Source organism: Mariniflexile sp. AS56 (assembly GCF_030552475.1).
In the GTDB taxonomy this organism is placed as follows: Bacteria; Bacteroidota; Bacteroidia; order Flavobacteriales; family Flavobacteriaceae; genus Mariniflexile.
The window spans coordinates 30,088-56,350 of sequence record NZ_JAUPED010000017.1 but is presented as its reverse complement, the minus strand read 5'-3'; the positions used below and the strand labels follow the sequence as shown (position 1 = coordinate 56,350).

The following is a 26,263-nucleotide window of genomic DNA, read 5'->3' as shown; positions in this document are numbered from 1 at the left end:
AACTACTAAACCTAAAGACTAAATATTAAAACTATATATAATGAGAACTAATAAATTATTTACTTGGCTAAGTGCCTTCGTGTTAATTGTTGTCGTCACTTTAGGATGCGAAGACAAACTTGACAATGACACCTTTTTTACTTCAAAGGATATGACGATTATCCAAACATTGGAATCAAATCCAGAAACGTTTTCGTCATACATTGAAATTCTAAAAAAAACAGAATTCTATAATGCTTTTAAAAGTTATGGAAAATATACCTGTTTCGTACCAACAAACGAAGCTGTTAAGGTTTATATCAAAGAAAAATTTAATGTTGAATCGGTAAGTGAAATTACCAATCCAGAAGATATTGAATTTTTAAAAATACTGGTAAAATTTAATACCATACCATCTACTAGAAAAACAAGTAGTTTTGTAGAAGGAAGACTTCCCGATACAACATATACTGGTGATTTTATTACTACCTCCTTTTTAAAAGGTGGCGGTATATCCAATTTGGAAATTAACCGTGAGGTTGGGTTAGAGCGATATGATATAGATGTAAGCAACGGTGTTATACACACCACAAACGGTGTTTTGGATCCTTATATAGACCCTGTACCAGTAACGATGGATAAAGCGGGAAAACACACCATTTTTGTGGAAGCCTTGAAGCAAACGGGCTACTATGAGAAGTTTTCGGCTGTTTACAATGAGTTTGGTTCAAAAAATAACTTTACCATTTTAGCAGAATCGGATGTAGTTTACGCTCAAGAAGGTATCCATTCTTTTCAAGATTTGGTAAATAGATTTTCTCCAAATAATACGGATTTTACAAATGAAGAAAATGAACTCAATAGGTTTGTAGCGTATCATGCTACCCTTAGCTTTTTATACTCTAGAAATTTTCCAGATGATGCGTTTGTAAAAACCGTTTTAGAAAGAAATGCATGGAAATCGTTTAAAACGGATAAAGAATTAAAATTAAACGAAACTGAGACAGGTGCGGATGATACTTGGACTTCATTGATAATTAATGAAAGTAATTTCCCTGCCAAAAATGGGGTATACCATACCGTAAATAAATTATTTACCATATTCACTCCAAGAGCAAAATATGTAATTTTCGATCCCGTTACATCGCAACCCGAATACCAATCAGGGTTAGTCCAATCACATAAATATTACCCAAGTACAGCCTATACGGGTATGAGATGGTATCCCGAGGCCAATTTAAGGTTTATAAGAAGTTCTAATAATACTGCTCACGATTACGTTACGTTGAGTGCGTCAAGTCGTCAATGGTACGAATTTGATACACCTGTATTGCCCAAAGGTAAGTATGAAGTAACAGTATGTGGCAATGGAGGCGCTCCTTCTAGAGGTGTTTATCAAATATATTGGGACGGAGAACCTTTAGGTGGTGTGTGGGATGCAAGGAAAAAAGCCAACAATGTTGGTTATCCCGATGAAGCAATTATGGAAGCAAATGGCTGGAGACCTGGGTTGAAAGAGATTGTAAATAGTAAAGGTGTCTCAGCGTATGACAGTCAAACTTATATTAGGTTTGTTATAACTAAGGAATTGCTGCTTTCAGAACAAAAAAGCCATGTGCTTAGGTTAGCAACCGTTCAACAAGGGGCTATTGGTTTGGATTATTTTGAATTTGTCCCTGTTCAATAATATTAATTTTATAAAATAAACTTTTAATGTTTAAAAAAAGGCTAACGTGCATAATCATTACCATGGCTTTCTTTGTTTCGTGCAAAGGAAGTAACGAAATAATTGAGGTTAGTTCATTACAAGAACTATCAAGATATTTAAGTCAAGATAATGTAACCGTTAAATTAGCACCAGGCGAGTATCATATCGCAAATACAGATTTGAGCCATAATGTCATTTTAAAAAAATACAATTATGGCAAACCAGAAACAGATTATCCAGTATCCGCTTTGTTATATTTTTCAGGAAATAACAGTAAATATATTTTAAATGATGTTATTATTCATCTAGATACCAAATTGCACAAAGCGTTTGGTAAAAACCATATTTTTGAAGTCTTTGTGAGTGGAAATGACAATACGGTTGAAGGACTGGAAGTAAGGGATATTGGAGTAGAACATCCCATTCGCGGAGCCATTATGATGCATGTTATGGGTGATGGTAATATTATTAGAAATGTAAAACTTCACATTCAAGGTTCGTATCCATACGGCTATGGGCATTTACTTGGTAAAGGAGCTAACCCAATTGTTACGCCTCAAAAGCATTCATCCCTTTTAGTATCAGGAAAAGATACAAAACTATTGGACTGTACTGTTATTACTAGAGGGTTTGGTCACGGTATAGTCATGCAAGGAGCTGTTAATACCTTTATTAAAGATTGTTATGTTGAAGGTGAAATGCGTTCAACCGATGCGATGTTGGCTGAAACATCAGGACCTGCTTTCGAAACCGGTTTTGCGAGTGATTACCCTCCGGGGAAAATACTGCCTAATGAAATGAAAGCACTTTCAGAAGATGGTGTTCGGTCTTATCCATATGGGTATCTTGTTGGCAGAAAAACAGAAAACATTACAGTTATAAATACCATCATCAAAAATATGCGCTCTGGAATCGATTTAAATGCACATATAGGTAAAACAGAAATAGAAAATTGTACAACGATTGGATGTCAAGAAAAAGGGTATTCAGTTGCATCAAATGCGGTTGTGAAAAATTCTAGGGGTGATGCGCAATATGGACCGTTGTTAAGTTTTCCTGGGAATAATGTGAAAAATTGCCAAGTAGAATTAGAATTGATGCCCAACGTAGGCGATTATCCTGTGACACGTTTGGCAGAAATAAATGGTTCTGGACATATTATAACCATTAAAAATTATGATAATAAAAACAGAACCAAAGTGAGTCCTATCGTATTTGGCGAATCCTTTTGGTCCGATGTACATAGGTATAGAAATCCTGATTCGGATCCAAAAAAATTTTCTGGGGCAAACAATATAACTTTAAATAACCAAACAGGCATGCCAATTGTTTTTAAGGAACTGTCAGAAAACAACAAAGCGGTTTCTAACGGCGAATTATTAGAAGATTTAGGAAAAAACAATGTGTTTGAAAAACAATAAAAACAAAAGAATGAAGAAATTTTTCATGGTAATGATAGCCTTATTTTGTGGCTTAGCAATGTTCGCACAACAATCAAACGAAATAGCATCCAGTCATTTTTCAACCGTCAATTGGATTATTCTTATTGTTTTTTTATTAGGAACCACAGTCATTGGAGAATTGGTGAAAAACAAAGATAAAGGTTTGGATGCTTTTTTTAAAGGCGGAAACAATTTGCCATGGTGGGCGGTTTCTTTATCCTTAATAGCCACTAAAACCAGTGTCGCTACTTTTATTGCTGTACCAGCCTTCATTTTTTCAATGGATGGGAACTTGACCTATTTACAAATGACTATTGGCTTTGCATTGGGTAATGTGTTATTCGTTTACGTTCTATTGAAGGAGTATTACGAAGAAGGCATTTTTAGTCCATACGATTTTATTCAAAATAGATTAGGTATAAAAACAAGTCAATTATCCCGATCATTTTTTATGATTGGTGCTACCATGAGTCAAGGTGTACGCTTATTGGGTACTGCTTTGGTGCTTAGTGTTATTACGGGACAAAGTACTATGGTGTGTATTGGCATCATTGCATTGTTCGCTATTGTTTGGTCGTACATTGGTGGTATTACCACGGTGGTCTGGACAGATGCAATTCAGTTTATTATTTTTATAGCAGGGGCATTATTTGCCTTGTTTTATGCTATTGGAGATATTCCAGGTGGTTTTGGAGAAATGATGTCCATAGCCGATGAAAAAGCAAAATTGGCGCTGTTTGATTTATCTTTAGACCCTCATAAAACCTACACGTTGTGGGTAGGTATTTTAGGCTGTACATTTTTTGAATTTGGTTCTAATGCTGTAGATCAAGTGGTAACACAACGTGCATTATGCTGTAAAAACTTAAAAGAGGCACGAAAAGCCGTCGCTTTTTCGGTAGTAGGTGTTGCTACTACTTGGATTATGGCTTTTGTTGGCATTGGTTTGGTGGCTTATTATGATATCAACCCGTTATCAGATTTAGTAAGTGGTTCCATTGCTTCCGAGCCTGATAGAATTTTTCCATATTATGTGGTGAACGAATTGCCAGATGGCGTTTCCGGTTTAATTATTGCCGCTATGTTTGCAGCAGGAATTTCAACATTAGATTCGGCATTAACGGCCCTGTCCCAGACAAGTGTTATGGGTGTTGGTACATTGATAGTACCTAAGTTAAAAACAATGGATGAAAGCAAAGTGGTTAAAATATCAAAAATAGCCATCGTGGTTTGGGGTGTTGTTTTGGCTCTATTGGCTTACGGATTTAGTTTTTTCCAAGATGGAGGTTTATTGGCATTAGGATTTAAGGTTCCTGGTTATGCCTACGGCGTTTTAATAGGAATCGCATTTTTAGCATTGATGAGAAAAGGGGAGTTTATAGGTATACTAATGGGGGCATTTTTAGCTATTTTAGTTATTGCATGGATGCATTATGATGGCATCAGTTTCTTTTGGTGGTTCCCAGTAGGGGCTTTAGTAGTAATAATAGTAGCTTTAATACATTCAAAATTAAGTAATAATAAGTAACAGTAGTTTAAAATAAAAATTGAAAAAAGATAAATGAAAACATTTAAGACAACATTAATAGAAGGATATGACGTAATAGTAGTTGGAGGTGGAGTTTCCGGTAGTCATGCAGCCATTGCAGCAGCAAAAACTGGAGCAAAAACCCTACTAATTGAGCAATTTGGGTTTTTAGGAGGAACGCTTACAGCTATGGGAGTAGGACCTATGATGACTTTTCATAATAAAGCTGGAAGACAATTAGTGTTCGGTTCTCCAAATGAAATGGTGAATAGATTGATTGAAAGAGGTGCGAGTCCAGGGCATATTCTAGATGGAACAGGCTATTGTTCAACAGTTACACCCTTTGATGCTGAAATGTTGAAAGTAGTTTTAGAAGATATGGTTTTTGAAGCTGGTGCTGAAATTTTGTACCATACCCGACTGATTGACATTTCAAAAGAAGACAATAAAATCAAATCAGTATTTGTCCATAACCGCGGCGGTATTCAAGAAATACCAGCAAAGGTGTTTGTCGATGCAAGTGGAGATAGCGAAATAGTTAAGTTATCTGGTGTGCCTTTCACCGAAGGGCGTCCTGAAGATAATAAGTCCCAACCCATGACTACCAATATTAAAGTAGGTAATGTGAATACGGAAAAGCTTCGCGAATACATGATTAACAATTGGGATCAGTTTGATGCCGATGAACGAGCTGATGATAAGGCTGAAGTTTTAAAACGTTCTAAACGTATTTCAACTTGGGGCTTTTACGATTTATGGAAAGAAGCCAAAGCCAAAGGCGAAGTGACGGTTCCTAGAGATAATGTCTTGTTTTTTGAAACTAATACTGAAGGTGAATTTATTTTCAATACCTCACGAGTACTTGGTTTCAACCCAATGAATCCGTTCGATTTAAGTAAAGCAGAAACCATGGGACGTAAGCAATGTGTTGAAATTTTTAATTTCCTGAGAAAATACGCACCAGGTTTTGAAAATGCCACTTTTGTAAGTACAGCACCGCATATTGGTGTTCGCGAATCGCGTCATCCACATGCTAAATACGTGCTCACTTCTGAGGATTTGGTAAACGAAGTGCGATTTAAAAACCCTATTGCCGTTGGTGGTTACCCATTGGATATCCATTCACCGGATGGAGGCACTACCGATACGGTGCACCTAAAAGATGATGGTGCTTATTACATTCCAACCGATTCCCTTTTAGTTAATGAAGTGGAGAACTTAATACTTTCTGGTAGAGCCATTGGTGCAGACCATTATGCCAGTGCAGGTTTAAGGGTAACACCCATTGCCATGGCCATTGGTCAAGGAGCGGGAACTCTTGCCGGATTATCCGCCATAAATAATACGGTACCCGATGCCGTTGATTATAACGACTTAAAAGCTAAATTAATTGAAGACGGCGCCTATTTGGGATAACTAAATAAGATAATTGATTAACTAAACTTAACTAAAAATGAAAAGAATTATATTCTTGTTTTTTGCTTCTTGTTTTATGCAATTGGCAACAGGACAAACATGGACAAATTCAGCTGGAGATAATGATTTCTCCAATCCTGGCAATTGGAACACTGGAGAAGTTCCAAATAGTACACAAAATGCCACCATTAATTCATCAGGAAGTAATAAAGCGATTTTAAGTTCCATTATTAATGGGGCATCTAGAAGTCTTCGTGTAGGTGTAAGCGGTACAGGTGAGTTGGATATTGAAAATGGTGCTGTGTATTCAACTACCAACGCATCGGGTAACTGTTTGGTAGGTCATAATAGTTCAGATGTTGGTACAATTAATCAAAATAGTGGTGCCATCATAATAGCAAGTGATATAAGAATAGGACAGTCTGGAACAGGTGTTTGGAATTTGAACAATGGTTTGGTTAAAGCTACCAGAGGAAGTTTTCATCTTGGAGGCGGAAGCGGTACTTTTAAAATTTCAGGAGGAGAGTTTCAAACTAGAACAGGAGTATACGTTTATAATGGCGGTAATTTTATTGTAGATGGTTCAGAAAGTCATTATATATCTTTAGGTACAAACGGAACATCAGATGGTTTTTGGAATCAATCATCTGGAGGTAAATTAACCCTTTATATGGATACATGGGGTGTAACGCCAGTAGAAGTGAAATATGTTGATGGTGCAGGAAGCGATGGTGATGTCACCTTTGCCAATGGTGCTCTTTTAGATGTTGCTTTTAAAGCTGGTGTTGATATTAGTGGAAGTTGGGATGTTATGAAATGGGACGGCACAATAACTGATAATGGTTTAGCATTTGCTCCATCGGTAGATCAATCGCGCTGGAGTTTTGAGTTTGTAGACACTAATAGTGATGGAAAAGACGATACGCTTCGAGTAACAGCTTCCAATAATGGAACAGCTACATCAAACGGCGTCCCTTATACTTGGTATGATACCTATTTTTCAGGATTATCAAATCCTTCAGAATATGAAAATTTAGATACCGTTGATTCCGACGGGGATGGCTTGCTAAATTATTTAGAGTTTCGTTCCAAAACCAACCCTACCGATAACGGAACGGTTAGCAGTATCAACGACCTGAAAAAATACTTGGTTCACGATAATGTAAACATTAAGTTAGCTCCCGGTACTTATACTGTAACGCAGGCAGATATTATAAATAACGTTTATAAATGTGTGCCAGGAAAATATGGGCAATATGCATTACTTTTATTTGAAGGCTCAAATTCTACTTACGATTTAACGAATGTTAAAATAGAATTTTCAGCTTACCATTATTCTTTTATAGGAAACAATGGCGGCACACAAGGTTTAACAGATATCCATATAGTTGGCTCAAACAATCATATATATGGTCTGGAATTTGAAAACGTAGACGATAATTATAGCGAATCTATGCTTAGTTCAGCAGTTTCCGTTTTTATAGATGGGCACAATAACCTGTTTGATGCCATAAAATACACTACAAGAGGCTCATTTCCTTATGGCTATGGAAGTTATTTTGGTATAGGCTCTGATTATACAATTAGACACACGAAACATTCAGGGCTTTTAGTGAGAGGTAATAATAACACTATTAAAGACATGACGCTTTACTCACGAACTTTTGGACATGGGTTGTTTATGCAAGGCGCCACCAATACTACTTTTGATGGTTGTTATATAGAAGGTGAATTAAGAACCACAGACGATATGCTTACGGAAACTTCTGGACCTGCATACGATATCGATTTTTTAACAACTTTTGGAGATAGATTATCTCCTGGGTATATGTCGTCATTATCAGAAGATGGCATCAGAGCTTATGCTTCTGGTTTAGATTACTTTTCAGGCGGAACAAAAAACACGAATAAAATTACGGTAAATAACTGTACCATAAAAAACATGAGGCGAGGTGTACATACCAACTTTACGCCAGGTAATAATATTATTACCAATACAACAGCTTTAGGCGTTCAGGAATTGGGTTTCATACCTAGTGATAATGATGTGTTTGAAAATTGCAAAGGTGATGCTTTATATGCACCATTAGCATTTTTCTATTATACGAATATTAATGATGTTACTATGGATATATCGGTTATCAGACGTGATCCTTCCGAATATTATGGAAACGATATTATAGCCTACATCGCTGCTACAAGAAATGACGTAACTATTAAAGAAGAATCTGGTTGTGAAGAACATGATGGCTTTGGAAGAATTTTAATTGGAGGTTACAATGGTGCATATCGTTTAGATGCGGGCAAACAAGATGTTGCAGCAAGTCAAACGGTACTAACAAATAAAACGCGATACAAAGTGGAAATAGGTGCTAATTCTACTCAAGCCATAGTGTCATCAAGCTCTGAAGTTCAAGATAATGGAAGTCAATCTGTAATAACGCCAACATCTTATATTGCTGAAAATTGTTGCGAAGTATCCACCATTTCACCAGAAACACAAATAAACGCAGAAGATTTTTGTGATAATTTGGGAGGTGAAGTGAAAGCAGCATCAGAAGGTGGTTTCTACGTAGCGGGTGTTAGAGATGGTAATTATTTTGGTTATGCAACTTTCAATTTTGATGAAAATAATGTGAACGCTTTTGAAGTCGCTATAGCAAAATCATCTTATAAGGAAACTTTTGTAGAATTACGTTTAGACGACCCCATTACAGGTACACTTATAGGAACCGTAGATGTAAGTGAAAGCACTGGGGGCTCTCAAAGTTGGCAAAGTAGTAGTGCTGAAATTCAATCTATTACTGGTACACATCGTTTGTATTTGGTTTTTAGAGGTCAAACAGGTGTGTCTTTAGTTAATTTTAATTGGTTTAAATTATTGTATGATTCAAGTTTGGGAGTTGATAGTTTTGAAAATGAGACTATCTTATACCCCAATCCCGTAATAGACAAATTGCACATTAATAATAAAGTGGGGAGTATTATAGAGCTTTATAGCACTTTAGGTAAACTGGAAAGACGAGAAGAAATAACAAGCAGTGACTATTTTTTAGATATGTTTAGCCTTAGTAATGGTATCTATTTTATAAAACTTAAAAACGAGACATCGATTGTTACAAATAAAATAATAAAAAAATAACTGTTTGATTTTTAAATAGAAGTCATTTTTCTTTCAATAATACTCAGAGATAGACTGGAAATTTATTAGAAACATTATAATTTAACATAGACCAAAATTAAAAAAAAACACCAAAAAATGAAGAAAACAGTTAGTCTTTTACTGCTAATTATACTTGTGTTTTCAGCGCAAGCCACAAACACTTTACGGGATACTATTTTTATAAATTCAGTAGAAAAGTTAGCTAAATATGCTCAAAAGAGCCATGTGTTGGTTAAAATGAAACCGGGTGAATACGCTATAAATTCTATTAAAATAGGTGAACTAAGTATTTTTAAATACAGTGAAAAGAATAGCAAGAAAGGTGATTTTCGTATCGGTTCTTTAATTCATTTCTCAGGAAATAATAGTCAATATTTTTTAAACGGAGTGACTCTTAATATTGATGGGAAGTTACATGATAACTATCCGAAAAGTGAGTTTAGTGAGTTTTTGGTAAGTGGTAATAACAATTACATTGAAGGTTTAAAAGGAAAAGATGTTGGTAGCCATGTGCCTGCAAATCGCGTACAAATGTTACGCGTTATGGGAGATGATAATACCATTAAGAACGCCGATTTATTTGTTCATGGTTCAACGCCATACGGTTACGGTCACTTGCTAGGCAAAGGAGGAAACGCTTTAGTGCCTTTACATAAACATTCTGTTTTGTTAGTAGAGGGATCGAATACAAAATTGTTGGGATGTAAAGTGGTTACACATGCGTATGGACATGGTATTTTTATGCAAGGTGCTGTCAATACGCTTTTGCGAGATTGTTATGTGGAAGGAAAAATGAGACCAACGAATGAGATGCTTGCAGAAACTTCGGGATTGGCTTTTGATGTTGATTTTAAAAGTGATTATCCGCCAGGGAAAATTCTGCCTAATGAAATAAAATCATTGTCGGAAGACGGTATTAGAGCATATCCTTCTGGAGGTTTAAGCGGAAGACGAACACAAGGCGTTACGGTGATTAATTGTACTGTGAAAAATATGCGTTCAGGTTTCGATTTAAGTGCCAATTTACCACCAACTAAAATTGCGGGATCAACAGCTATTGGTTGTCAAGAAAAAGGATTTTCAATTGGAACTGATGGTGTTATTGAGGATTCTAAAGGCGATGCTTTATATGGACCACTAATCACCTTTGTGGGGAATGATGTGAAAAACTGTAAAGTCGATTTAGAATTGGTGGATACTGTGAGTGAGTACAACGTATCACGCTTGGTAGAAATTAATGGCACAGGACATCACATCACCATTCGTAATTATCAGAATAAGAAGCGTAGCATTGAATCTCCGATTGTATTTGGAGAATCGTTTTGGGATGATGTACACCGTTACCGAAACCCAGATGCTGCTGAAGGTTCCTATGCTGGAGCAGAAAATATTAAGCTATTCAACTACACAGGAATGCCTGTAAAGCTGAACGATTTATCTGTGAATTGCATCGTAACAAATTCAAGACAAAAGCAAAAAATTATCAATGCTGGAATTGGCGGAAATTCGACGAATGATTTATTAAAACGCGTAGATAAAGATGTTATAGCAAAGAAACCAGATTTAGTTATTATGATGGTAGGAACTAATGATATGCTGAATACTAGAAAACTGAATGATTACAAAACCTACACAGCTAACTTAGAAACATTGATTAAAAAAATTAAATCTAGCGGAAGCGAGTTGGTTTTAATGAGTCCCATTCCCGCAGATAGTGTTTACTTATTTTCACGACACGATAAAGTTTTGTTTTCAGAAACACCAAATATGAAAATAGATGCCATTGGTAACATTGTTAAAACCTTAGCTGCTGAAAACAACGTACATTTTTACGATTTAAATGCGGAGTTTAAAGCCCTGAATTTGCCAATTCACAACCAGGACATGTTGATTAGGAATGAAAAGAATAGCGGAAAGAAAGATGGTGTGCATCCAACAGCATTAGGATATCGTTTTATGGCTCAAAATGTGCATTACTTTTTAAAAGAACATCGACTTTTGAAACCAAATCAAAATATTATTTGTTTTGGAGATTCTATTACCCGTGGTGGAAGAGAAGGACAGAATTACCCAGCATATCTCAATGAATTGATAACGCAGTAGAAAGGAAGTTGTTTATTGCTAAAAAGAGCACTTATAAGTAATAAAATAAATAATTTTTTTTATGTAAAGCTATAAAATATGAACCGAATTATACCAACATTACTGCTTTTAATTGTATCACTTTTTTTATCAAGTTGCAAGGAAGGACAAGCAAACAGCAAACCGCAAACGTTAGATATTAATATGTATTTGGCAGCGGCAAGTTCCAATGATGTAAGTCCTACAAGTGAACAATTAGATATGTTGCGAGTTGTTGTTCCAGAAGAACACTTTCAGCTGGCACCTTCTATAAGTGATCGCGATTATTGGGAAGGCATCGCTGCTACTGATTCTGGAAAATTATATGTGGCAGATGCACGGTCTGATCTTAACTTTGCGCCTGAAGTTCCTATTACAGATTCTATTTACCGGTTGGCAAATAAAGAAGGCAATCGTGACATTTACAAACCTCGGTATTACCGAACCATGACACGTTTGGAGCATTTTATGCTTGCCGAATGTATCGAAAATAAAGGACTGTTTTTGCCACAAATAGAAGTGTATCTTGAAGCCATCTTGAGTATGAAATCTTGGTTACATCCCAATCACGATAACGAATCTAACGATGTGTTGGAAGGGAACAGTATGGCCATCGATTTAGGGTCGCGTCGATTTGGCTCAGATTTGGCCTTGGCAGAGGTGCTTTTACAAGATAAGCTTTCTGCAGACATCAGGGAAAACATTAAAGTTGCGCTGCAAAAGCGAATAATTGATGCCTACCTACAATCTACCAGTGGTGAAACACAAACACATCTTAATTGGTATACAGGAACAAGTAATTGGAATTCAGTGTGTACGAGCGGAGCTGTTTTTGTAACGATTAGTACATCTCAGAATTATAATGAACGCCTGCAAGCTGTAGGAACGGCAATTAATAGTATGAAAAGCTATATTAGTGGCTTTGGAGATGATGGCTATTGTTCTGAAGGCGCTGGTTATTGGGGCTATGGATTTGGTCATTATTTGTATTTATCGGAAATAATTTATGATTTTACAAATGGGGCAATCAATTTGTTTGCGTTTGACGATCCAGAGAAATTAGAGAACGTTGCAAATTTTCCGTATAGATATCAAATTGCTGAAGGTGTGTTTTCTCCATTCGCGGATGGGGTGACCAAAATTTCCTATGATGGTGGGTTTGCAAAAAGAATGGTCGCTAGAAAATATGGTGCAGGATTCCCTTGGGTGAATAAAAATCTAAAAACATCTGATACCTATCCGTCATTTTATCAACTTATTGAGTGGAATTATATGATTGCTGAGAAGGATGGAGGCGAAAGCGTTCAAGTGGTGAATAAACTTCCCGATCACACTTATTTTGATCAGTTTGGAATGGTATTGTCTCGTGGTAATCAAGATATTCCGTTGTCTATTGCAATTAAAGCAGGACACAATAGTGAAAACCATAACCATATGGATGTTGGTACCTATACTATTGTTATGGGAAAAGATATTATGGCGGGCGATATTGGTGCGCCGTCTTATACCGCTGGAGCATTTTCAGACGATAATCCCGCCCGAAGTTCATGGGGACATCCTGTTCCGAGAATAAATAATATGTTGCAATCTAAGGGGCGTAGGTTTGAGGGTAAAATAACTGCTACAGCGTTTTCAGAAAGTCGTGATAAAGTGGTCATGGATATGAAGGCAGCTTATGAAATACCTATTTTGAACAATTTGGAGAGAATCATGGAAAATGATAAATCCGGAAACGGATCTATTAGTATCACCGATGCGTTTTCACTTTCCGAACCAGGACATTTTGGTATCGCCATTATGACCTTATCAGATTATGAAATCGTAGATGCTCATACCGTTATTTTAAAAACAGCTAACCATACATTAAAGACAGAAGTATCTAGTGAAGATGGATTTTTAAAGATTACGGACGAGCGCGTTCCCGTTGAGCGTTTAAGAGAAGGTGGGCCAGCATACCGAATAGGAGTAGATTTTACTCAACCAATTTCTCAAGGTTCAATTACGTTAAGGTTTACTCCAGTTTTTTAAATGAAGTGGCCAATTAGTTCAAGAAGTTTTGGGTTTAATAGTAAGTATAATATCGTTTAGAAATTTATACTAAAAAAATATATGAAATTCACTAAATTTTTTCTTTCAGTCCTTTCAATTAAAGGTGTATTAACTTCTTACGCGGGAGCAATTAAAACACAAGCCTGTTAAACCCGTCGTATCTTTGGAATACAGGAGAAATAACGGATTCTATTATCGTTACTACTCCTAATGTTTATTCAGTAGAAATTACTAGTGCTGCTTGTTTTTTTGAAACAATACATTTCAGTGTCACGCAAGCAGCTATTCCGAGTATTGATACGATTATATCAGATGGTAACAATATTGTTATTACAACTTCAAATACTGGTGATTTTTTATATTCTTTAGATGGAAATATTTACCAATCTACTAACACTTTTTTTAATATTAAAGGAGGGAGTTATACTATTTATATAAAAGAACGAAATTGTCCTGAAATAGTAACTACAACTTATTTACATTTCTATATACCAAAATATTTTACACCAAATAATGATGGGGTCCATGATGTTTTTAGCTTAAGTGGTATCGAGTTTTATGCTCAATCACAAGTTTCTCTTTTTAATCGCTACGGAAAACTTATAAAATTTTCTCAAAACGGATCGTTTTCTTGGGATGGGACATTCAATAATGTTCAATTGCCATCTGATGAATATTGGTACGTAATTATTATACCAAATCAAAAATTTACAAGGCATTTTACTTTGAAAAGGTGATTTTTCTACATTAGAATGTAACCTACATTGAATAGGTTGAATTAAGAGAGTTTGTACAAATTTTTGGTAGTATTTTCAATCGTTAATTTTAAAAAAAAAATAAAAGGCTATTGCGGATAAAGGATTAGCCGACAGAATGAACGGGTTTCAAACCTTAAAAAGTTAGTTAGATCAAATAAGTCACTAATTGTAGTAAACCATTAGTGACTTATTTAATTTCAGTTTTAAATCCATTGCAGGACATTGATAGACATATCCATTATAATGTCTTTTTCAAGTTTTTAGATAGAAATATACTAATCTTTAAATTTATTTAAAGTGAACATTAATTTATCTAGTTATTATTTATTTCAATTATGACAAGCTATATAAAACGACCTCCACTAATTTTTAGTATGAATTGTTCATTAAATTTATAGCGGTTTGCGCTTATTTGGGGTGTTTTTTTATGGGAAAAAGTGCAAATGTTTTAGCAAAATAAAAAAAGTCAAGAATAAAATTCCTGACTTTCCTAGTGTTTACAAGTAGCGAGAGGGGGGCACGATCCCCCGACCTCCGAGTTATGAACTCTAATCATTATATGTTAAAACCAACCAAAACACCCTGTATAATGCTGATTTTTAATATTTTATTATTTCGTGATGGTATTTGATGTCAAATGATATCACCAAATGTTGTACCTATGTTGTACCTGAAGCTTTTTATATATACTAAACACATAAGTTTGTATCAATTATTGCATCAATTAAAGTAGTAATTAGGACAAATCAAAATTCTTAGAATTTATTTCCTATTGCAATAAGAATCACAAAGGATAGAAAAACTACTTTTTTATACATAGGTTATATTATCGAATGAACAAAAACGATAATTTAGTGTTTTTATGAGTGCCTAAAAAAGTTTTAATGATTTTAGCTAAGTTGGAAAGGAGTGAAGAGTTGGTGTTTTTGTTCAAGTAATTGAAGGTGTCGATATTGATGACAACCGATTATTTCGAACTAGAATAAAAACTACAACTAGAAATTTTAATAGACGCATAGAGATAGTGGCTGAAAAAGGCGGTATAGATAAGAAAATCAGTATGCATATCGCTCGCCATAGTTTTGGTAATATTTCAGGAGATAAATTACCTATTCAAATGTTGCAAAAACTATACAGACATTCTTCAGTGACTACGACCATACTTTATCAGTTTAGTTTTTTACAAAACCAGACTGAGGAACCCTTAGGTAGGGTTAGAGATTTTTAAAACTGGTTAGGATTAATGTTTAAGATGGCATTATTAACAGGTTTAGTGATCAATTTATATGAATCATATTTCAATCAAAATATTTTATATTTTTAATTCGTTGCCTTCCATAGTTTAAAATCAAGAATAAAATCATGGTATTACAAAGTTGAAAAACATTTGTTTTTGCGCCATTTGTAATATAAAATGCTTGATTTGTTACAATTCTATTTTTGCTTTAAATGTAATTTTACCCCTAGTATTTATTGATATTCTAACTAAAGCAAACAAGAAATAACGACTTACATTTTCCTTGTATTTTTTGCTTTATTTACTATACATGCTAATTTGCTTTCATTGTAAATCCAATAATTAGGACACAGATTTAGCGATTTAAATACCTGTAATTGGAATACAGGGTTTAATAGATTAGAGGACTAAAAATTAACCTAGTAATCTAGAGAAATAGATAAAAAATTAAAAAATAAAACGCGATAAATTGTATTATTTAGGAATAGATATAGGAAGTTCGTCAATTAAAGTGGCGTTAGTTGAAATTTCAAACGGCAAGAGCTTGGGTGTTGTTCAAGAGCCCAAAGAAGAAATGGGTATGTTCGCCCAAAAGAATGGCTGGGCAGAACAGAAACCAGAGGATTGGTGGCATCATGCATGTAAAGCCATTACAAAAATTAAAAAGCAACACAATATAACAAGAAATCAAATTAAAGGCATTGGTATTTCGTATCAAATGCACAGCTTGGTGCTTGTTGATAAAGGGGGTAACCCACTTCGCAAAAGTATCATTTGGTGCGATAGTCGCGCCGTAGACATAGGGAATACTGCTTTTACAGAAATAGGGGAAGCTACATGTACTTCCAACTTATTAAACTCGCCTGCAAATTTTACAGCCTCAAAATTGAAATGGGTACAGGATAATGAACCAGAAATTTATAAGCGCATATACAAATTTATGTTGCCAGGTGATTATCTAGCCTATAGGTTCTCAAATGTTATAAATACGACGATTTCTGGCTTATCCGAAGGCATATTTTGGGATTTCAAAAATGATTCAGTCGCAGATTTTCTATTAGAACATTACGGCATAGATAAAGCCTTGGTTCCTGATATTGTGGAAACTTTTGGCTTGCAATCCGTAGTAGATGAAAAAGGGGAAAAAGAAAGTGGTATTGCTGCAGGAACACCTATTTATTATAGAGCTGGAGATCAGCCTAACAACGCTTTATCCCTGAACGTTTTTAACCCGGGCGAAGTGGCAGCAACAGGCGGTACATCTGGCGTTGTGTATGCTGTAACCGATAGCTTATCTGTTAAAGAAAGTGCACGGGTTAACAATTTTGCACATGTTAATTACCAAAAAGGACAACAACCTCGAATAGGTAAATTACTGTGCATTAACGGCGCAGGTATTCAGTACCGGTGGTTGCTTAATAATTTATCCGTAGGCTCTTATGAAGATATGAATACGCTGGCTTCAGAAATCCCTGTAGGGTCCGATGGCGTGTGTTTAATTCCTTTCGGTAATGGTGCAGAACGTATGCTAAATAATAAAGAAATAGGCACGCGTATGGTTAATCTAAATCTCAATAATCATCATAAAGGGCATATGTGTCGTGCTGCTTTAGAAGGTATCGCATTTTCTTTTGTATATGGTATGGAGATATTGAAATCTGATGGTATCAAAGCAAAAGTGATTCGGGCAGGAAACGACAATCTGTTCCGTTCGGAAATTTTTGCCAATACGGTAGCAACATTAATAGGACAGGAAATAGAAATTTACAATACCACCGGAGCTATAGGGGCAGCAAGGGCTGCAGATTTACATAAAGGTGATTTTGAAACTTTTGGAAAAGCCATCATGGATAATGACCACGTCATGACCTTTATGCCTTTTAAAGACAAGGTTCCTTATTTAGAGGCTTATCAAAATTGGAAAAATGAATTAGAACTGATATTAAATAAATAACATTTGGGCGTTACCCGAAAAGGGTCGGGCTTTCCGTTACAAGTCCTCGCACCTCCTTTGGTCGGGCTGTGGGCTTTCCTCTACAATCCCTAACGCGGGTGATAAACTAAAAAATTAAAAACTATATAAATAATAAATACTTTTAAAAATGGCAACAAAAGAATATTTTAAAGGCATAAACAAAATAAAATTTGAAGGCAAAGAGTCAGACAATCCACTAGCATTCAAATACTACAATCCCGATCAAGTGGTGGCTGGAAAAACCATGCGCGATCATTTTAAATTTTCGGTGGCGTATTGGCATACCTTCTGCGGACAAGGGAGCGATCCATTTGGCCCAGGAACGCAAAATTTTGCTTGGGATCAATCATCAGATGCCATTCAGGCAGCCAAAGATAAAGCAGATGCTGCTTTTGAATTTATTACTAAAATGGGATTTGATTACTACTGTTTCCATGATTTCGATTTAATCCAAGAAGGTAAAACATTTGCGGAATCAGAAAGTAGATTGGCAGCCATTACAGAGTATCTAAAACAGAAACAAGCCGATTCAGGAGTGAAATTATTATGGGGAACGGCGAATTGTTTTTCAAACCCTCGATATATGAACGGTGCTTCAACCAATCCCGATTTTAACGTAGTTGCAAGAGCAGGTGGACAAATAAAATTAGCTTTAGATGCAACCATCGCTTTAAATGGTGAAAATTATGTGTTTTGGGGCGGTCGTGAAGGTTATATGACGTTGCTTAATACCGATATGGGTCGTGAATTAGACCACATGGGCCAGTTTTTAACGATGTGTCGCGATTACGCGCGTGCTCAAGGTTTTAAAGGAAATTTCTTTATCGAGCCAAAACCTATGGAGCCATCTAAACATCAATATGATTTTGATTCTGCGACTGCTATTGGGTTCTTAAAAGAATACGGTTTAGACAAAGATTTCAAAATCAATATTGAGGTGAATCATGCTACTTTAGCACAACACACCTTCCAACACGAAATTGAAACTGCGGCCAAAGCAGGTATGTTAGGGAGTTTAGATGCAAACAGAGGCGATTACCAAAATGGATGGGATACCGACCAGTTTCCAAATAACATTCAAGAAACAACTGAAGCGATGTTAGTGTTTCTAAAATCAGGTGGACTACAAGGTGGTGGCGTCAACTTTGATGCGAAAATCAGAAGAAATTCAACCGATATGGATGATGTGTTCCACGCACATATTGGAGGTGCAGATACTTTTGCAAGGGCTTTATTGATTGCCGATAAAATTATCAAATCTTCTCCATATGACAAACTAAGAACTGAGCGTTACGCATCATTCGATTCTGGAAAAGGAAAAGATTTTGAAGCAGGAAAATTAAATCTTCAAGATTTATATATGATTGCTCAGGAGAACGGAGAATTGAAATTACAAAGTGGTAAGCAAGAATTGTTCGAAAACATCATTAATCAATATATATAAAACCAATAGATTGTAGTAGGATTAGTGAGGTTTTTCTATCATAAATTATGATAGAGTTAATTCATTTGATTCAAGATAAATTATAATATTTTATAAATAATAAAACATGAGTAACATTAATTTAAGAGCAGCCGATAATATTAGAGCATTAGCTATTTCAATGGTTGAACAGGCAAATTCTGGACATCCAGGTGGGCCAATGGGGGGAGCTGACTTTATGCATATTCTGTATTCAGAATTTTTAAATTTTGATCCAAGCGATATGTCATGGCCATTTAGAGATCGTTTCTTTATGGATGCTGGGCATTTATCAACCTTATTATATGCGCAATATTATTTATTGGGTAATTATAAAAAAGAAGATTTAAAAAACTTCAGACAATGGGGTTCTGTAACGCCAGGTCATCCAGAAGTTGATGTTAAAAGAGGTATTGAAAATACGTCTGGACCTTTAGGTCAAGGGCACACTATGGGAGTGGGAGCAGCGATTGCAGCTAAGTTTTTAGGGGCGCGTTTTGGAAATTGGATGAATCATAAAGTATATAGTTTTATTTCTGATGGTGGTGTACAAGAAGAAATTTCACAAGGCGCTGGACGTATTGCAGGTCATTTAGGATTGAACAATTTTATCATGTTTTATGATGCGAATGATGTGCAATTGTCAACGATGACTGAGGAAGTTACTTCTGAAGATACTGCTAAAAAATACGAAGCTTGGGGTTGGAACGTGGTGACTATTGATGGTCATAATCACGATGACATTAGAAAAGCATTACAAGACGCTAATAACGAGCAAGACAAGCCAACCTTAATAATAGGTAAAACCATTATGGGTAAAGGTTGTGTTACCGAAACAGGTGCAATGTGGGAAGGTCATTGTGAATTGCATGGACAACCTATTGGCCATACAGGCGCTGATTTTAAGGAAACTTTAAAAAACTTAGGGGCTGATGTCAATGATTCTTTTGCAAAATATGCCGATGTTGAAGCTTTTTATGCAACACTTTTAGAAAATAAAAAAGCAGCAGCAGCGGTGAAAAAATCAGAAATAACAGCTTGGAGAGCCTCAAATGCAGAATTATCAACCAAATTGGATGGTTTTTTAGCAGGGAAATTACCAGATTTAGATTTTGAATCTGTCGTTAATAAACCAGGATTAGCAACCAGAGCAGCTTCAGCAAATGTGTTGGGCTATTTGGCTCAAAATGTGGAAAACATGATTGTTTCTTCAGCCGATTTATCAAACTCTGATAAAACGGATGGCTTCTTAAAACATACACACGCTATGCAAAAGAACGATTTTTCAGGAGCCTTTTTACAAGCAGGCGTTGCAGAATTAACAATGGCTGCCATTGCAAATGGGATGGCTTTACATGGCGGTGTTATTCCTGTAGTAGCCACATTTTTTGTGTTTTCAGATTATATGAAGCCAGCAATTAGAATGAGTGCTATTCAAGAATTACCTGTAAAATATGTTTGGACACACGATGCTTTTAGAGTGGGTGAAGATGGTCCAACGCATCAACCAGTAGAGCAAGAAGCTCAAATTCGTTTGTTAGAGAAATTGAAAAATCATAGTGGAGATCCTTGTTTTACAGCACTACGTCCTGCAGATTCTGCCGAAACAAATGTTGCCTGGGAAATGGCGTTGCAAAATGATAAAACACCAACAGGGTTGATTTTATCGCGTCAAGGGATAAAAGACCTTCCTGCAACAACGTCGAGATACAAAGAAGCATTAAATGCTAAAAAGGGAGGTTACACCGTTTTAGAGGTTGAAAATCCAGATGTTGTTTTAATAGCGAATGGTTCAGAGGTAGCTACTTTAATTGAAGGAGCTAAGTTATTAGAAGAAAGAGAAAACATAAAAGCAAAAGTAGTATCGGTTCCTTCAGAAGGTGTTTTTAGATTGCAATCAAAAGCATATCAAGAACGTATTATTCCAACAAATAAACCGGCTTTTGGTTTAACTGCAGGCTTACCTGTAAACTTAGAAGGTTTGGTAGGTGCTAATGGAAAAGTATTTGGTTTGGATCATTTTGGGTACTCGGCACCTGCTACGGTGTTAGATGAGAAATTCGGATTTACAGGAGAAAACGTTTTTAAACAAGTAACAGAATTATTAAAATAATAAATTAGAAAGAATGAAATTTTTTATAGATACAGCAAATTTAAGTGATATTGCGGAAGCGCAAGCTTTAGGCGTTTTAGATGGCGTTACAACAAACCCATCCTTAATGGCAAAAGAAGGCATAACTGGCGCTAAAAATATTTTAAAGCATTATGTAGATATTTGTAATATTGTTGATGGCGATGTTTCAGCAGAGGTTATTGCAACCGATTTTGAAGGCATGGTACAACAAGGTGAAGAATTAGCTGCTTTACATCCTCAAATTGTGGTAAAATTGCCCATGATTGCAGATGGTGTTAAAGCATGTAAATATTTTTCAGATAAAGGCATTAAAACCAATGTTACTTTGGTATTTTCACCAGGGCAAGCGCTTTTAGCTGCAAAAGCTGGAGCGACTTATATGTCACCGTTTTTAGGACGTTTAGATGATATTTCAACCGATGGATTGCAGCTTATAGCAGAGATTAGACAGATTTATGATAACTATGGTTTTGAAACACAAATATTAGCAGCATCCATTCGTCATACAATGCATGTCATTAACTGTGCGAAAATAGGTGCAGATGTCATGACAGGTCCTTTAAGCTCCATTACAGGATTGTTAAAACACCCATTAACAGATAGTGGTTTGGCTCAATTTCTATTGGATTATCAAAAAGGAAATTAAAGATAAGTACGGTACTTTGTTTACCGATTTTAGGTATAAACCCCTTAAAAACGCAATCCGTTTTTAAGGGGTTGTTTGTTTTATGAAATGATCGCATGTTAACTACATCGCATAGTTTATCTTTTAAAAGAGACATTTGTTATACTTAATGCTTCATTTCTTATAGGCTTTAAATTTGACTTAGTTTATTTTCGATTTTGATACGCATTCAGTATTTGTGTATTCATCTTATACATCCATTTTAGGTACAGCGTGAAAATGATTATCATTGTAATGCAACAAAAATCATATTTTTAGATCCAAAAAAAGGAGGATTTATCTTATATTTCTTTATGATAGAAGATGGTTTAAAAATGGATCTTATTATTATAACAAAAGATGTTAACTTTAGTCCTAAATAAAATGTAACTGTATGCAACTAAAAAGATGTACTAATCTTTTAATATTCTTCAGCTTTTTTTTAAGCTTAAATTTTTGGTCACAAACAGCTACCCAAGATTTTAATTTTGTAAATATCAGAGAAGGTATTTCAAAAGTAGGTATTTATTCTATGACACAAGATCATCATGGGTTTATGTGGATTTGTACCAACGGATCGGGCTTATATAAATTTGATGGAATTAATTATACATCCTATAAGTTTAAAGTTGAAGATCCTAACTCCTTACGTAGCAACCTCGTTTTTTCTTCTTTTTTAGATAAAAAAAATCAACTGTGGATTGGTACAGAAGCTGGTTTGAATTTATACAATAGAGATTTAGATCAGTTTGAAAAAATACCTATTGGTGAAAGCGATGAAATAGGCATTTCTGTATTAAGTATTAAAGAAGACGATCGTGGGAATCTTTTAATTGGCACCAGAGGAGCAGGTTTGTTTTTATTAAATTTAAAAACACGCAAGGTTATAAGGGTAATTGATAGAGTTAGATATGCTGCTATAAATGCCATAGAAATATGTAATAAAACGGTTTTTTTAGGAACCAGTGTGGGACTTCGTGTATTAGATTATTCGAATAACAAGATTAGAAAACCGCATAATAGTAGCGGTGCCAATTTTAATCTACCAATACAAACTCTAAAACGAAGTGCAAATAAAGATTTATGGGCAGGAACCTATGGAAATGGTATCGTTAAGTATCAACTAGAAGATGATACGATAACGCAATTTTCGAATTTTGAAATAAGTAGCAAACGCATCCTTGCAATTATTCAATTGCCAGACCATTCCATATTAATTGGTTCGGAAAATGATGGACTTTTTCATCTTAATTCAAACGGAGAACTTATAAAGAGATATGTGTATCATAAAAGAGATGAAAATAGCATTCTTTCAAACTCAATATGGTCTTTGTTTTTAGATAAGGAGGAGCGAATATGGCTTGGTTACTACAACAGTGGTGTTGCTGTAAGCGATAAACTCTATGATAAATTTGGTAACATTGAAAGTTTAACAAGTAATGTAAACTCGTTACAAACGGGCTCTGTAACCGGCATCGTTAAAGATGGAAACAATAAGCTTTGGGTGTCTATGGACGGTGGAGGTATCGATGTTATAGACGCTAAAAGTTTAAAATTTAGCCATATAAATTTATCAAATTCCGAGAGTTATTCGGGTTTAACAAGTAATTACATCCAAACCGTATTTATTGACAGTAAAGAAAATGTTTGGGCAGGAAGTTGGGATAATGGTTTGTATGTTCTTAAAAAAGGACAAAACAACTTTGAAAATATTAATGTTGAAAACTCAAAAGGCATTCTAATTTCAAATGCTATTTTAACAATAACAGAAGACCAGGATGGCATTATTTGGATTGGATCATTTTACTCTGGTATATATGCTTATAATCCAGAAACAAAGGTGCTTAAAAATTACAATTCTGGTGCATTTGAAAATATCGCAACTACCGATGTTAGAAAAATTTTGGTAGATAATGATAATGTTATTTGGTTTGGTACCACAGCAGGTCTTTTTAAAATAACTAAAGATAAAAATGGGCAAGTAAAGCTTACTTCATTAGAAGATCAGATGTCGCAGGCTCTAAATAACCAAAAAAGTGCCAATCATATTCTGTCGCTATACCAGTGTTCTAATCAATACATTTGGATAGGAACGCGCGGAGCAGGGCTTTGTCGTTATAATAAAAAAACTAATAAATTTAAATGGTACAATAAAACTACAGGTTTATTGGAAGAAAATATCACTGGAATTATTGAAGATAATGCTGGTGACATTTGGTTAACTGGTAATTCAGGTATTTCTAAATTAAATATTGATACTAATAAAGTAACAAGTTTTTCGTCTAACGATGGATTGCTATCCGACGATTTTAATTTCAATGCCACGCTAAAAGATGAAAAAGGCGTTCTTTATTTTGGTAATTACAAAGGCATAGATTATATCAATCCCAAAAAAATAGAGGTTAACTCTATTGTGCCTTCTTTGTATATAACAGGATTAAAAATTTTCAATAAGGATGTCGTTCCAAATCAGGATAACAGCCCACTTACTAAAGTGATTACGGAAACCAAAAGTTTGGAGTTTAATTATCAACAAACTGTATTTACTATTGAATATACTGGAATTAATTACACAAGACCAGAGAAAAATCAATATGCTTATTATTTAGAAGGTTTTGAGAAATCGTGGAATTATGTTGGTAATTTACAAAGCGCCACATACACAAATCTCGATTATGGCGAGTATACTTTTAAATTAAAAGCAGCAAATAATGATGGTGTTTGGAATGAAACTCCACTAACACTTAAAATAACGGTATTACCACCTTGGTGGAAAACTAATGTAGCCATGGTATGCTATATTTTGTTATTTTTCATGGGTTTATATCTTTTGAATAAAATGACTAAATCTCGAATAAAAGAGCGGGAGACTATTAAAAACGAACGCATACAGCGTGTTCAGGAAGATCAATTAAATGAGAGGAAAATTCAGTTCTTTACCAATATTTCTCACGAGTTTAGAACGCCACTTACTTTAATAATTAACCCGTTGCAAGACATTTTACGAGACAAAACTTTAAGTCTTCCTTTTACGGTTAAAGATAAATTAGATATTATTTATCGAAATACGGATAGACTTTACAGAATGATAAACGAGCTTATGGATTTTAGAAAGTTAGAGCTCGATAAAGTTAATATTAGAGCCTCAGAATTTAATCTTGTTAGTTTAACAAAAGATGTTGTTGCCTATTTTAAAGAAGAAGCTTCCAACCGAAATATTTATCTTTCAATGGATTCCGATGTGCCCCATTTACCAGTTTGGGCAGATGTGAGCATGTTAGAAAAAATAATTTTCAATATTCTATCCAATGCGATTAAGGTAACGCCAGATGGTGGCGCTATTAATGCCGATATCTTATCGACAGACGATTTGGTTTTATTTCCTTTGGTTGATGAGAAAAATCCGTGTAAAGCATTAGAAATTAGAATATCAGACACAGGACCAGGAATAGAAAAAGATCAAATAAGTAGAATTTTCGAGCGTTTTTATCAAATTGAAACTTTAAATAAAGGTTATTATGGCAGTACAGGTATTGGTTTAGAAGTTGTACAAAGTTTTATTAAGCTTCATAAAGGAAAAGTGGAGGTTGAAAGTGAAGTAGGCAAAGGAACCATTTTTAGAATTTTGTTGCCAGCTGGTAATGAGCATTTTACCAAAGAGCAGCTAGCGCCTCAAGTTATTTCAGAAACGGCTAAAAAGGAAAAATTCATACTAAATTCTGCTCTAGAACCTTCGGAAGTAGATAGCAGTCAAGCAAATGGAAATATATCTAGTACATTACTTATTGTTGAAGACAGTGTTGAACTTAGAAAATATTTAAAAAGTGAATTAAAAAATCATTATAAAATATTAGTTGCTAGTAATGGTAAAGAAGGTTTAGAAATTGCAAAAAAAACGATTCCAGATATTATATTAACCGATGTTATTATGCCTGAAATGGATGGGTTTGAGTTCTGTAAACAAATAAAAACAGATATAAAAACGAGCCATATTCCGTTATTAATGCTAACTGCCAAAACTAGAATTGACGACCGAATGGAGGGTATTGGTTACGGTGCCGATGCTTATATGGTGAAACCATTTGATATGCGCTTATTAAAACTACGTTTGGCACAATTGATAACAAGTAGAAAGTTAATATTTGATAAGTATTTTGGGGACATTAGTGGCAAGGAACAAGCGGGAACGACATCAATTGATAAGGAGTTTATACAGAAAGTGTTAAGCTATATTAGTGAAAATATGAGTGATTCCGATTTAAGTGTAGAGGTATTGGCATCGCAGTTAAATTTAAGTAGAAGTCAGCTTTATAGAAAAATTAAATCGCTTACAGGACAAACGGTAAATGAGTTTTTAAGAAAAATACGTATTCAAAAGGCCAAACAAATTCTTGAAACTGGAAATTCTAATATTAGTGAAGTTTGTTATAAAATAGGGTTTTCTTCGCCTTCTTATTTTACAAAATGTTTTAAAGCCCAATTCGGAATTCTTCCTACCGAGGTTAAAGTAAAGGATGAGGAGTTTTAGAAAATAGTTACTTACAGCTAATTAAGAAATCACATAAAAAATCGCTTTTTATAGCGTTATTTTTATGTGTTTCTTTTTTTAAAGTCTGCCATACAAGTA

14 protein-coding genes are annotated in these 26,263 nt (G+C 34.9%); all 14 read left to right on the top strand.

Annotated features, from left to right (window positions below):
- Positions 1–40: 40 nt before the first annotated feature.
- The 14 genes from Q5N74_RS16320 to Q5N74_RS16260 all read left to right on the top strand — a co-directional run bounded on the left by Q5N74_RS16320 (position 41) and on the right by Q5N74_RS16260 (position 26,164).
- Positions 41–1,666, top strand: a complete 1,626-nt coding sequence (locus tag Q5N74_RS16320; protein ID WP_304390065.1) for a fasciclin domain-containing protein — start codon at positions 41–43, stop codon at positions 1,664–1,666.
- A gap of 62 nt (positions 1,667–1,728) precedes the next feature.
- On the top strand, positions 1,729–3,108 hold the full coding sequence (locus Q5N74_RS16315; RefSeq protein ID WP_304390064.1) for a hypothetical protein: 1,380 nt from the start codon (positions 1,729–1,731) through the stop codon (positions 3,106–3,108).
- A gap of 10 nt (positions 3,109–3,118) precedes the next feature.
- Positions 3,119–4,657 (top strand): hypothetical protein, encoded by a 1,539-nt coding sequence (locus tag Q5N74_RS16310; RefSeq protein ID WP_304390063.1) that lies wholly within the window; start codon positions 3,119–3,121, stop codon positions 4,655–4,657.
- Between the two features lie 33 nt (positions 4,658–4,690).
- On the top strand, positions 4,691–6,073 hold the full coding sequence (locus Q5N74_RS16305; protein ID WP_304390062.1) for an FAD-dependent oxidoreductase: 1,383 nt from the start codon (positions 4,691–4,693) through the stop codon (positions 6,071–6,073).
- A gap of 37 nt (positions 6,074–6,110) precedes the next feature.
- On the top strand, positions 6,111–9,215 hold the full coding sequence (locus Q5N74_RS16300; protein ID WP_304390061.1) for a carbohydrate-binding protein: 3,105 nt from the start codon (positions 6,111–6,113) through the stop codon (positions 9,213–9,215).
- A gap of 117 nt (positions 9,216–9,332) precedes the next feature.
- The gene (locus Q5N74_RS16295) at positions 9,333–11,339 is read left to right on the top strand and encodes a GDSL-type esterase/lipase family protein (protein ID WP_304390060.1); all 2,007 of its coding nucleotides are present in this window, start codon (positions 9,333–9,335) and stop codon (positions 11,337–11,339) included.
- A 78-nt stretch (positions 11,340–11,417) separates the two neighbouring features.
- Positions 11,418–13,385 (top strand): hypothetical protein, encoded by a 1,968-nt coding sequence (locus Q5N74_RS16290; protein WP_304390059.1) that lies wholly within the window; start codon positions 11,418–11,420, stop codon positions 13,383–13,385.
- A gap of 164 nt (positions 13,386–13,549) precedes the next feature.
- Positions 13,550–14,143 (top strand): T9SS type B sorting domain-containing protein, encoded by a 594-nt coding sequence (locus Q5N74_RS18980; RefSeq protein WP_369686037.1) that lies wholly within the window; start codon positions 13,550–13,552, stop codon positions 14,141–14,143.
- A gap of 958 nt (positions 14,144–15,101) precedes the next feature.
- On the top strand, positions 15,102–15,392 hold the full coding sequence (locus Q5N74_RS16285; RefSeq protein WP_369686036.1) for a tyrosine-type recombinase/integrase: 291 nt from the start codon (positions 15,102–15,104) through the stop codon (positions 15,390–15,392).
- A 478-nt stretch (positions 15,393–15,870) separates the two neighbouring features.
- Positions 15,871–17,355 carry a xylulokinase gene (locus Q5N74_RS16280; protein WP_304390058.1) on the top strand — a complete coding sequence of 495 codons (1,485 nt, stop codon included), beginning with the start codon at positions 15,871–15,873 and terminating at the stop codon, positions 17,353–17,355.
- 148 nt (positions 17,356–17,503) lie between these two features.
- Positions 17,504–18,820, top strand: coding sequence for a xylose isomerase (gene xylA, locus Q5N74_RS16275; RefSeq protein ID WP_304390057.1), 1,317 nt, complete (start codon positions 17,504–17,506; stop codon positions 18,818–18,820).
- Between the two features lie 106 nt (positions 18,821–18,926).
- The gene (locus Q5N74_RS16270; protein WP_304390056.1) at positions 18,927–20,951 is read left to right on the top strand and encodes a transketolase; all 2,025 of its coding nucleotides are present in this window, start codon (positions 18,927–18,929) and stop codon (positions 20,949–20,951) included.
- A 13-nt stretch (positions 20,952–20,964) separates the two neighbouring features.
- Positions 20,965–21,618 carry a fructose-6-phosphate aldolase gene (fsa, locus tag Q5N74_RS16265; RefSeq protein ID WP_304390055.1) on the top strand — a complete coding sequence of 218 codons (654 nt, stop codon included), beginning with the start codon at positions 20,965–20,967 and terminating at the stop codon, positions 21,616–21,618.
- A gap of 412 nt (positions 21,619–22,030) precedes the next feature.
- On the top strand, positions 22,031–26,164 hold the full coding sequence (locus tag Q5N74_RS16260) for a two-component regulator propeller domain-containing protein (protein WP_304390054.1): 4,134 nt from the start codon (positions 22,031–22,033) through the stop codon (positions 26,162–26,164).
- Positions 26,165–26,263 lie beyond the last annotated feature (99 nt).

What these genes read in the sequence shown, in the direction of transcription:
- xylA (WP_304390057.1), top strand. Translation starts at nt 17,504, where the DNA reads ATGGCAACAAAAGAATATTTTAAAGGCATAAACAAAATAAAATTTGAA.
- Q5N74_RS16290 (WP_304390059.1), top strand. Translation starts at nt 11,418, where the DNA reads ATGAACCGAATTATACCAACATTACTGCTTTTAATTGTATCACTTTTT.
- Q5N74_RS16320 (WP_304390065.1), top strand. Translation starts at nt 41, where the DNA reads ATGAGAACTAATAAATTATTTACTTGGCTAAGTGCCTTCGTGTTAATT.
- Q5N74_RS16310 (WP_304390063.1), top strand. Translation starts at nt 3,119, where the DNA reads ATGAAGAAATTTTTCATGGTAATGATAGCCTTATTTTGTGGCTTAGCA.
- Q5N74_RS16305 (WP_304390062.1), top strand. Translation starts at nt 4,691, where the DNA reads ATGAAAACATTTAAGACAACATTAATAGAAGGATATGACGTAATAGTA.
- Q5N74_RS16295 (WP_304390060.1), top strand. Translation starts at nt 9,333, where the DNA reads ATGAAGAAAACAGTTAGTCTTTTACTGCTAATTATACTTGTGTTTTCA.
- Q5N74_RS16270 (WP_304390056.1), top strand. Translation starts at nt 18,927, where the DNA reads ATGAGTAACATTAATTTAAGAGCAGCCGATAATATTAGAGCATTAGCT.
- Q5N74_RS16300 (WP_304390061.1), top strand. Translation starts at nt 6,111, where the DNA reads ATGAAAAGAATTATATTCTTGTTTTTTGCTTCTTGTTTTATGCAATTG.
- Q5N74_RS16315 (WP_304390064.1), top strand. Translation starts at nt 1,729, where the DNA reads ATGGCTTTCTTTGTTTCGTGCAAAGGAAGTAACGAAATAATTGAGGTT.
- fsa (WP_304390055.1), top strand. Translation starts at nt 20,965, where the DNA reads ATGAAATTTTTTATAGATACAGCAAATTTAAGTGATATTGCGGAAGCG.
- Q5N74_RS16260 (WP_304390054.1), top strand. Translation starts at nt 22,031, where the DNA reads ATGCAACTAAAAAGATGTACTAATCTTTTAATATTCTTCAGCTTTTTT.